We start from the raw sequence: 10248 nt of genomic DNA, 5'->3' as shown, positions 1-10248 counted from the left end.
AAACTACTATACCTGAATATGTAAAGTTTTGTAACGAGATTCAACATTTCTGGGGCAAACCCTTAGTTACTTTATAAATTTTTTGGATATCTCCAGCTTTGGTAATACCAATTTGCTTGAGATATTCTTCCGTCTGCTTCCTATCAAATTCATCTAAACGCTGTTCATAGATTAAATTTTGACTATCTTGTTGTAACTTCCTCCAACTTTCCTTTTCTAGTAAAGAACGTCGTCCTGCTACCATAATGCGGACACCATAAGATTTCAGAGGCGTATCCTCTAACAAATACTGCCATAGCCAAGTGTCAATATCTGTCGGTACTTTTTCATAGGTATCAAGAACCAATACAATAGAACGTTTTTGCCCTTGAGTTTTTTGAATCAAACCTTCAGCAAATGCTTGAGTTAATTTTGGTATCGGTTCTAGCACTAGCTCCTGAAGCTCTAGAGCATTCTTTGTTGCTGGATGCTGTTGCAACAGTTTCTGCATTTTGTCTTTTGTAGGCTTAAGGGACTGTGAGGTATCCGATAACATTCCCACCGCTTTTGGTATGCCTTCAAAAGCTAGACTTGCTGCTGTTGTCGGTTCAACAAAGCTTGTACCTGCTGCTAACGCTGTGATTGTTCCCAGTTCAAGCCAATCCTTAACTGTGGTTTCCTGCTGTGGATCAACTGTTTTTCCTTCAACAGATTGAGTTTTCAGCTTGTTGATAGTCTGCTGATACTGCTCATAAAGTGATGTAAACGGGTCAGATTTTGGCATAAAATCAGATGCCCGTATATCTAAAACATCCTTTTGTAATAGGCTGGTAGATTTTGGCAATAGCTCATAAAGCTTTTGCATCAGCTTGAGTGGCGTTTCTATACCTGGTGTAAGACCGAATGATACCTTTGCAAAATCAGCTTTTGAATTATGCGCTTCTTGAAGTTTTTTAGTCAAGGTAGTTTTGCCAACTCCCCCAAACCCGTAAATCTGAAACAAGAGTGGACTAGAATCTGGAGACAACAGTGCTTTCTCAAATTTATCTAGAAAGTCTTGGGCTGGCTTGCGAGAGATATATAGTATGGAATTATTCATTTAAAAATAACAATTTTCGTTGAATATTCTAAGATGTTACAAGTTATTATTCTAACTCAGAATTTCAAGCTCAAGAGCAGTTTCTAAGTAGGTAGGCACGAAGAAACCTCACTATTTAACCAAATGTGAATTATTCAAAACCCTTTAAATTGCTTCATTTCACTATAGCTAACGCCACGCTCTGTGTAAAGCCTACGGCATAGCTCCGCTTTAGCGATACATTCCACTCGCAATTACATACTTGTAAATTTATTGTGGATTTAATCCTAATCACATTTAGATAAATCAGGCATAATTGTATCTTGAAGATTAGCACCTTTGAGGTTAGCACCTTGGAGGTTAGCACCCCTTAAATTAGCTCCTTGGAGATTAGCTCCAGCCAAATTTGCTCTTGTGAGGTTAGTCCAAGTTAAGTTAGCACCACTCAAGTTAGCTTCAGTGAAATTAGCTCGAAACAAATATGCTCCACTGAGGTGAGCTTGATGTAAATTCGCTTTGTAGAAATTGGCTTGATAAAGGTAAGCTCCGTTTAATTGCGCCTCGTATAAGTTGGCTTCACTTAAGTCAGCACCAATTAAGTTAGCTGCAATCAAGTTGGCAAAACTCAGGTTAGCTCTAATTAACTTCGCTGCACCTAAATCAGCATCTCTCAAATTTGCGTCTCTCAAGTCAGTTCCAATTAGGTTAGCTTCGGTAATAATCGCGCCTTGAAGATTTGTTCCACTCAAGTCAGCCCCAATCAGATGGGCGTTACTCAAATCTGCTTGGGTAAGTGTCGCACCACTCAAGTTAGCTACACTCAAATTTGCTTCGCTCAAGTTAGCTTCTATTAGCTTGGCTTGGTGGAGGTTTGCACCACTTAAATCGGCGTGTCTGAGGTTGGCGCGCACCAGTACAGCATGACTTAAATCGACTTTGTTTAAGTTGACTTCTTGGAGGTTTGCACCTCTGAGGTTGTTTCCTTTCAAGTTAGCGGTGCTGATATCTAGTTTCATTTGAGGATTTTGTTGTCTCCACTCTATCCATTGGACTGCACCTGCTTTGAGTAAAGCTAGATGCTCTCGATTTGCCATGTTTCCTCCTTTATTCTTGTCCCCCACCCTGGGGATTTATTCGACCAGCTACATTTTCAATGGCTTTTAATGCTCCCTCTGCACCTGCGAGAATATCTTGCTCGGCTCCACCTAAGTAAAGCCGTCCAAAACTTCCTACAGCTTGTACTTCCAGAATGTTAATCGCTGCTGCTTTTTCGGCTTCATTCGCAGCTAGTGCGGCGTAAGCAGCTGGCTGAACTTCTAATACATATAGTGTTTCTCCGGCTAGAATTAGCTGTCCTCTGCGTGTGCGGTTAATGAGTTGGGTTTGGTAAGCATCGATGTTGCGGATAATCTGGTTAGAAACTACACGCGGTTTCAGACCGTCTTCTTTTTCGACTCCTAGTGCTGCTAAAATCGCTTGACCAGCAGCGCGGGTTTCTCCTTGAGAGCTAGAATGAATTTCTAATAATCCGTATAGTCTTTCAACTATTTGCACTCCTGGGCGCACTGAGGCTGATTTGAGTGCTATATCTGTAATTCGATTAATTTCAATACCCGGAGAGATTTCAATCCACAGTGATGTATCTCCAGGTAATGGCAGGAAACCTTGGGATACTGTTCCCATATAGGCTGCGTGTTGAGGTTGCAGGTTGTCGAGAAATACAAAACTGCGTAATTCTATTCCCAAGGTGATGCTCTCCAGTCATGAGGATAACAGTAGTCTATTGCAATGTATGAGTTTAACCTTAAATTACCATAAGGCTAGGTACTGTTTTATTCCCCATGACTGAGGTTAAGGGTTTGAATTTCTGCTTGGAGATTGGAGCGAGCAGATGTTTCGGCAATCTCGAACATCAAGGGCGTATGATAGATGTGCTGCCGCTCCAAAAAATGCGCTAAAACTTTTCTACGACCTGTAATATATTCTAATTCTGACAACCAGGTATATTCTTGGCGAATAGCATGGGCGTATTTCTGGTGCTGCTCTGGGTTAGCGGCCAAAATTGCTAAATCTGCATCGATTGACACTCCCCGCGATAAATCGACGGGGATTCTTGGTTCAACGAAACCACTTAACCTAGAGTCCTTGCGTCGTCTAAACCAGAGGTGGGATTCTCCCCAAGCGTTAATTCGGGTATGCCCTACCCTATTTGCATGAGTGCAAGTCCTGTTTTGTTTGAAACAATTCGTTTCAAAATTCTGATTCGTCTAGCCCCTATAAATCTTTTGCCTACTGCTAGGAGGAAACTAGAATAATGCAGTAGAACCGCATAGATGAGGCAGTGCGGTCTTGGGGTTTCCCCAATTAGAGCAACTGCCGTTTAATTATCAAGGTATGGCTAACGCCAAGCTAGCGCTAACAGTGCTTTGTCTTTCGACGGCTAGGTTTTTTAAGTGGTTGATTACCTTTCCACTATGCTAAGTATAGCAGCATCTTAGTACACTAATGAATAAAAGCCGTCGTAGAACCCTGCCTGTCGGCAGACTGGGACGGGGCTTTAAACCCAATTTTTCGGTAAGACTTGGCTATCATGATCTTCTGTAGCAGCTTGGTGATGTTTGGTATTGAGAATGAGACGGTTGACAGTAGCTATAGTATTTGAGGGAATGCCCAAATTACTGAGAATTTTATCAGCATAGTCAGCGCTGGTTTCTTCGTTATCTTGAGCTTGCGTATTATAAACTACATCATGAAACCACGCCGCTAGTTGCACAGCAGCGAGGTTTTGAGCGTAGGCTTGCAAGGTATCAATTGTGTCGAGGACGTGATTAATATGTTTGAGTGTGTGGTAGTGGCGATCGCCAGTAGAATAAGCTATGACCAAATCACCAAAGGCTTGCTCAGATGCTACTTGTTCAACTCCAAAAACTTGGAGTGTCTGCTGCCAGTAACATAATAATTCCATTACTACCTTTAACGCACTAAGGGCTGAACTGGCTGATTACTTTGCAATGGAGGAAGTGGTTGATTACTAAAGTTAGGATGCTGGGCATCAATTTGATGTGCTTTTTTCACAAGCCAGTTAAATAAGAACTTCGCAAGCTTAATTTGCTGAAAAATCTGCTGGGGGTCTGAAAGATGGTTCGTTGGCAGCTTTTGTCCTACTTCTTTGAATACTAAACCCATAGGTACATTAATTTGATTCTGGAGTTGAAGATGACTGATAAATAATGAACCGTAAGCTGAAATAAGTGATCCTACGCCACCTCGCGCCTGTCCCCAACCGACAAAATATAATCCTTTATAGTCTGAGAGAAACGAGCCTCCATAGCATTTAACTACTGCTCCTGCAACGCGCTCAAGTTCGGGAGGTAAGAAGGGATAAGCAACATCAAAACCTGTTGCACAAACGATTAGGTCAAATGGTTCTCTTGTACCATCAACAAATTCAACTTCCCAACCATCTAAGCGACTTACACCAGGTTTGGGAGTGATTCTGCCATGTTTGATGTAGTAAGGAACCTCATTGTTGAGAGTGGGATGCTTGTCAAAAATTCTATGCTTAGGTTGGGATAAGCCGTAATCTGTATGTGTGCCGAAAGTCAACCGAATCATTGTGTAGGCCATAAGCCGTTGAAACCATTGTGGCATCCACCAGCTAGTTAAATCAGCAATCGGGACACCAGCAAATGTTTTCGGAATAAACCACACTGATTCCCGCATACTCAGAACAGATTTAGCACCCACACGGGCGGCTTCGGCGGCTAAATCACAAGCTGAGTTACCACCCCCAATCACTAAAACTCGCTTGCCCCGCAGCTGGTCTGGATGCTTGTAATCTTTAGAATGGATGATTTCGCCGTTAAATTCTCCCTGAAACTGGGGAAAACGTTTGCGCCAGTGATGACCGTTGCACATCACCACACCTTTGTAAATGCGCTGTTCCCCATCAGCAAAGGTGACTTCCCAAAGATTATTTTCCACTGGTCGCACATAACTAATTGTCCGATTCAGTTCAATCTGTGGACGCAAATCAAAATGGTCGGCAAAAGAGTTTAAATAATCCAGCATATTCTGGGCGCTGGGAAAGTCGGGATAATCATCAGGCATGGGGAAGTGAGTAAATTGGGTAATCTTGCGTGACGAAATAATGTGTGCAGTTTCGTATACGCCGTGATACCAATTACCGCCAATATTATCACTAGCATCAACCTGATCGTAGGGGATATCAGCAGCTTTCAGGGCTTGAGCCATACCCAAGCCGACAAAACCCGCGCCGATAATTAGATGTTTTTCAGTGGTATCGACTAGATTCAGAATTTTAGTAGAGTTACTCACCTTGACCATTTTTCAATCTGGTAACGAATATATGATTAATTAAATGGGCTATTTGCGGAAAATAGCGTTTGAGAAGATGGGCATATTTAGCTGTCGCATCGGGAAAAATATGGAGTTTGTTACGTTGTATGCCGCGAATTGTCGCCTGTATAACCTTGGCGGGGTCAGTTGCCACTTTGTATAAAAAATCATTGTTAACTTTGGTCAAACTGCCAAATTTGTCACATTCGAGAATTGGGGTACGGCTAAAAAAGGGATAAACGGCGGTTACTTTCACATTGTAATCTTGAACTTCATGGAATAATCCTTCACTGAACCCACGTAAACCAAATTTGGTTGTTGCGTAATGAGTTAATCCCGGTGATGCCCACCAGCCTGCTAAGGATGAAATATTCACGATGTGACCCTGTTTTCGGTCAATCATCCCATTCAAAAATAAAGCACTTAAGCGCATCGGTGCTAACAGGTTGATCTGCATGAGTAGTTCCCATTTTTCATGGGGAATTGTATCCATGAAGGCAAAGACTGAAATCCCGGCATTGTTAATTAAAATATCGACGGGGGCATTAAGCTCTTTGACTTGATGATAAAGATGTTCACAACCTTCTCTGGTGGAAAGGTCAACAGCTAGACAAGCTAATACTTCACCTGTTGCGACTTGGTGTTGAATTGCTTGCACTCGTTCACGCAGAATTGTTACATCTAAATCTGTTAGGATTAGTCGGCTACCTGCTTGTAATAACTGTCGGGTTAATTCTTGCCCGAACCCACCAGATGCACCAGTAATCAACACAACTGCTTTATCTAGCTGGGTCATATTTTTGTTCCAAATTAATGATCAATATTGATGTAATTACTGTGATTCAGGGATGTTTATTGATTAAAAATACCGAGTTAGTTCAGTCGGCAGAAAAAATCAATATAGGCTTTTATGGAAATTTCTTAACATAGCGGTCAACTCTGGCAAAGAATTAATTCATTTCATAATCTTGTCATACAATATCAATTTCGCGTAACTCTTAATATTGTTTTTAGTAAGTAGGTCAACCTAATTAAACATAAAACCTTGAAGATATAGATCCCCGACTTCTCAAAGAAGTCCGGAATCTGGGTATTACCTTTTTTAAGTTTGAGCTACTTAGTACATGGATTTATATGGAAAAAGACACCAGAGAGAACCAGAAATACTGGGGGTAACAGTTAAATCTGGGGTGATTTGAGTGTTGTTAGCAGCAGCAATGACCAAGGGACTTTGATATCTGGGATGAGGGATGAGTATTTTCTGAGTGAGGGTAAGGCTGCTGGTATCAGAAATTTTAGGGAACGTAGGGATGGGGGGATATTACCTTCTTGGTCTACAATTCCATATTGTTGGGCTAGTTCGGCGACTATCTGCACTTTTCCTGTACGGCGCATGATATTGGCATCACTAGTTAAGGCGGCAATGACTCGCCCTGTAAATAAGGGACTTTCCCAGTTATAATGGTCGGTAAATACTGAGTTTTTTGGGTCTGGAGTATTTTCTGTTGCCATTTCGTCTGCTAGCTGGGAAATTTGCTCAGTACCGACAATACCCGGCCACAGGGAAACAGAGGCAATGTTATGAGGCTTGAGTTCTACTGCTATGTCAGCGGCTAATCGGTCACAGGCGGCTTTTCCAGCGCCATAGGCTGCACTAAAAATTTGAGACATACCACCCCATGAGGAAATGGTACAAATTAATCCCTGTTGACGTTTGACCATCATGCGTGCAGCAAAAATACTGGCGATGTAGTGGCTACGCAAACCGACGTTGTTAGTAGCATCCCAAAGGCTGGGTTCACATTCCCAAAAGGTCTTTCTTTGATTTTCTCTTAAGGCTTGGACTCCTGAGAAGACGTTGTTAACGAGTAAATCCAGTTGGCCGTTTTGCTCATTTTCGATGCGTTCAAACAGCAAGCGTACTTGTTCATCGTCGCTGTGGTCTACGGTTACGGGAATACAGATTCCCCCGGCTTGTTCTACTGCGGCTTGGGTATCTTTGAGACTACCAGAGATTTCACTATTAGTATTATCAAGAGTACGTCCGGTAATATACACTGTTGCCCCTGCTTCACCTAAACCAATGGCAATGCCTTTGCCAATACCCCGTGTAGCTCCTGTAACTAAAGTTACTTTTCCGTTAAGGTGTGTCATTGATCATTTTATCCTCAAGTTGATAAATGGCGATCGCTTCATCTTTACCTCTTAATTTCACGGATTCATCTACCAATCGCAGTGAAAATAATTCTGGTTGAGATAAACTGAGAATTACTGAATCACTTACCAAGATTCCACATTCATAGTATTTAGTTATACTCTCCAGCCGTGAGGCTATATTCACCGAGTCACCTACGACTGTAGAATCAATCCGACAGGTAAATCCGATTGTACCCATGACCACCTCGCCACGATGAATGCCAATGCCTACGGCAATTTTTGGTATACCTTGTTGCGATCGCGCATAATTAAATTTATCAAGATATTTTTGCATTAAAATTGCAGCTTTGAGTGCGCCATCAGTGGCTGGATCATCAAACAATGCCATAATAGCATCACCGATATATTTATCAATAAAGCCACCAGATTCATCTATGGCTTTTCCCATACAAGCTAAATAGTCATTTAAAAATAAGAAAATTTCCATCGGTGTCATAGCTTCTGACATCGAAGTATAATTGCGAATATCACAGAATAAAATTGTCATTTTTCGCGTCGCAGCCATACCGACTTCAATTTTTTCTATTCCTTGAGGAGAGATGACTGAAACAAATTTATCTGGGACAAATCTCTCAAATGATTCTAATGTTTTTTGTAATTTGCTAAATGATATCTGTAAGGCGCGTGACATTTCATTTACCGAAATTGCTAATGCACCAATTTCATCTGCACGATGATAAATAGCGGCGCGATGTTGCAAATCTCCATTAGCAATTTGAGCAACGCTCATCTGTAAACGCCGCACTGGGTCACTCAATTGATGTGCTAAAATATATGCACATACTAAACCAATGTTAAGTCCGATAAAACCTACCATTAAAGCTTTATTCACTGCATTTCTAACAGCAATGTCTACCCTTCTTAAAGATATACCTATGCGTAAAGTGCCGAGTTTTTGTTCACTTAATCCCAAAACATCAGAAGCCACTTCAATCACACGTTCACCACGTTTACCTCTCAGCTTTTCTCCAAAGTAAACATCTCTAAGCAGAAATGTTTCTGATGCACGAGCCTCAATATTAGAAGAGGAATAAATAGCTTGTTTGGTGACATTTAAAGGTACTATATCAGGAATATATTGACTGACAAATTCTTGAGGAGAACCGGCAACGATTTGATGATAAAGACGATGATCCGATACAAAAACATAAACGACATCTTGATTTTCTTGCATCAAAAGATGTAAATTTATGCGAATTTGACTCCAATTTTCTTCTGATAATTCGTTAGAATATGTAGAACTTAAAACTCTAGCTGTAATTTTCGCATCATTTAACTTTTCTTGACGGTAGAGAGTGCTGTCACTTTTTGCCCAGACTGTAACTATAGCAGCAATCAAACCCAGAATCAGCAAGGTAGTTGAAGTCATGATCTGGGTACGAATAGAACGAAAAGCTAATATTTTCACAGTTGTGGAATTAACTCTTCTACAAAAGTCACCCATCGCTGATTTTTAGTTCTGCTGGGACAATTATCGCTAAAGGCCAAAGTCACTGGACCCCCCATTTTCGCTGGAATTTGTTGTTTTTCCTGACCCCACCTAGTAACTAGAAGGATATCACATTTCAGTATATCCTCAGTGAGTAATTCTATTGGTTCAGTATTTCTGCGGTAAACCTCTGCTTTACCACGCACGACTACAGAACTAATAGTATTTAAATTTACATTAGCTAAAGAGAGGACATCTCGCAGTCTCACACCATGTAATTGAACTTGACCACTCGGCCACCACACCCGATAACCAACCCTTTTCGTCAGGTTAACTTGGGGCAATTGATCTAAATCTGCTAAGTTAAGTTCACTATTGCCTATACTCACTTTAGCTGACTCTGTACCAAATATGACATGAGTTACATAAAATGCCCACATCCCCTCATCATAGTTTTTTCTAATTTCTGGATGCTGGGTATAGGGAAAAATTAAATAAATCGGTCCACCTTGCTCACGGGGAATTGGTTCACCATCCTTGGCAACTGCTAAAATAATTGGGTACTTCAGTAAATCTTCGATTCTGACCGTCACCTGATATGCGTCATAAGAGACAAAAGTAATTTCCGTAATGTACTTTTGAATACCAAAATTTTTAATAAGCGAATTGATTGATATACCTGTGAATTTAAATATCCTTTGAGGATTGACAATGTTATTGCCATCAACAGTATTAATATTAACGGTAGCTAAATCCTGCAACTGTGACCAATTTAATGTTTCCGTTGTCCCTGTTGCTGTCTGACCTTGTATAACTAAATCCCACTCACGCTGCTGGTTATTTTTAGTTTTTTCTGCGACAATTTCAGCATTGCGATCGCTTGCTTGTCTACGCCATACTGCCAATTGTGAATCTGTCGGTCTTTCTGTACAACCTCCCAAGCAGAGCATAGCTATCCCCAAACATACTAAAGCCAAGTTTTTCAGACATTTCATACAACGACATTCAAAACTATTACTTGAGACGGTTTACAAAATGGCGCTAAGTACGTTAGAAAAAGCACCATTCAAAATGGGGAGTAGGGAGAAGAAGCAGGGGAGCAGGGAGCGGGGAGCAGGGGGGAAATTGTAATTTCCTAATGACAAATGACCCTGTGAGTAATTACAACTAACTAAACACAAATTTT

Annotated in this window: 10 protein-coding genes; all 10 read right to left on the bottom strand. The window is 41.1% G+C overall.

Annotated elements, in window-relative coordinates:
* Positions 1 to 40: 40 nt before the first annotated feature.
* Complete coding sequence (locus ACM0OP_RS16995; protein ID WP_414529603.1) at positions 41 to 1078, bottom strand: P-loop NTPase fold protein; 1038 nt, start codon at positions 1076 to 1078, stop codon at positions 41 to 43.
* 266 nt (positions 1079 to 1344) lie between these two features.
* The gene (locus ACM0OP_RS16990; RefSeq protein WP_414529602.1) at positions 1345 to 2151 is read right to left on the bottom strand and encodes a pentapeptide repeat-containing protein; all 807 of its coding nucleotides are present in this window, start codon (positions 2149 to 2151) and stop codon (positions 1345 to 1347) included.
* A gap of 10 nt (positions 2152 to 2161) precedes the next feature.
* Positions 2162 to 2803, bottom strand: a complete 642-nt coding sequence (locus ACM0OP_RS16985; protein WP_414529601.1) for a hypothetical protein — start codon at positions 2801 to 2803, stop codon at positions 2162 to 2164.
* An 86-nt stretch (positions 2804 to 2889) separates the two neighbouring features.
* On the bottom strand, positions 2890 to 3144 hold the full coding sequence (locus tag ACM0OP_RS16980) for an HD domain-containing protein (RefSeq protein WP_414529600.1): 255 nt from the start codon (positions 3142 to 3144) through the stop codon (positions 2890 to 2892).
* 470 nt (positions 3145 to 3614) lie between these two features.
* On the bottom strand, positions 3615 to 4022 hold the full coding sequence (locus tag ACM0OP_RS16975) for an HD domain-containing protein (protein ID WP_414529599.1): 408 nt from the start codon (positions 4020 to 4022) through the stop codon (positions 3615 to 3617).
* A gap of 8 nt (positions 4023 to 4030) precedes the next feature.
* Positions 4031 to 5395 (bottom strand): flavin-containing monooxygenase, encoded by a 1365-nt coding sequence (locus ACM0OP_RS16970; RefSeq protein ID WP_414529598.1) that lies wholly within the window; start codon positions 5393 to 5395, stop codon positions 4031 to 4033.
* Positions 5388 to 6212 (bottom strand): SDR family NAD(P)-dependent oxidoreductase, encoded by an 825-nt coding sequence (locus ACM0OP_RS16965; RefSeq protein ID WP_414529597.1) that lies wholly within the window; start codon positions 6210 to 6212, stop codon positions 5388 to 5390. The genes ACM0OP_RS16970 and ACM0OP_RS16965 overlap by 8 nt, the downstream gene beginning before the upstream one ends.
* Before the next feature lie 383 nt (positions 6213 to 6595).
* On the bottom strand, positions 6596 to 7570 hold the full coding sequence (locus ACM0OP_RS16960) for an SDR family NAD(P)-dependent oxidoreductase (RefSeq protein ID WP_414529596.1): 975 nt from the start codon (positions 7568 to 7570) through the stop codon (positions 6596 to 6598).
* Positions 7557 to 9041 carry an adenylate/guanylate cyclase domain-containing protein gene (locus ACM0OP_RS16955; protein WP_414529604.1) on the bottom strand — a complete coding sequence of 495 codons (1485 nt, stop codon included), beginning with the start codon at positions 9039 to 9041 and terminating at the stop codon, positions 7557 to 7559. Before ACM0OP_RS16955 ends, ACM0OP_RS16960 begins: the two co-directional genes overlap by 14 nt.
* A complete protein-coding gene (locus ACM0OP_RS16950; protein WP_414529595.1) occupies positions 9038 to 10057 on the bottom strand; it encodes a molybdopterin-dependent oxidoreductase in 1020 nt (339 codons plus the stop codon). Before ACM0OP_RS16950 ends, ACM0OP_RS16955 begins: the two co-directional genes overlap by 4 nt.
* Between the last annotated feature and the right edge of the window lie 191 nt (positions 10058 to 10248).

The organism is Nodularia chucula CCY0103 (genome assembly GCF_963923915.1).
GTDB lineage: Bacteria > Cyanobacteriota > Cyanobacteriia > Cyanobacteriales > Nostocaceae > Nodularia > Nodularia chucula.
Note: the sequence above shows the minus strand (reverse complement) of the source record. Positions and strands in the feature narration are given on the sequence as shown.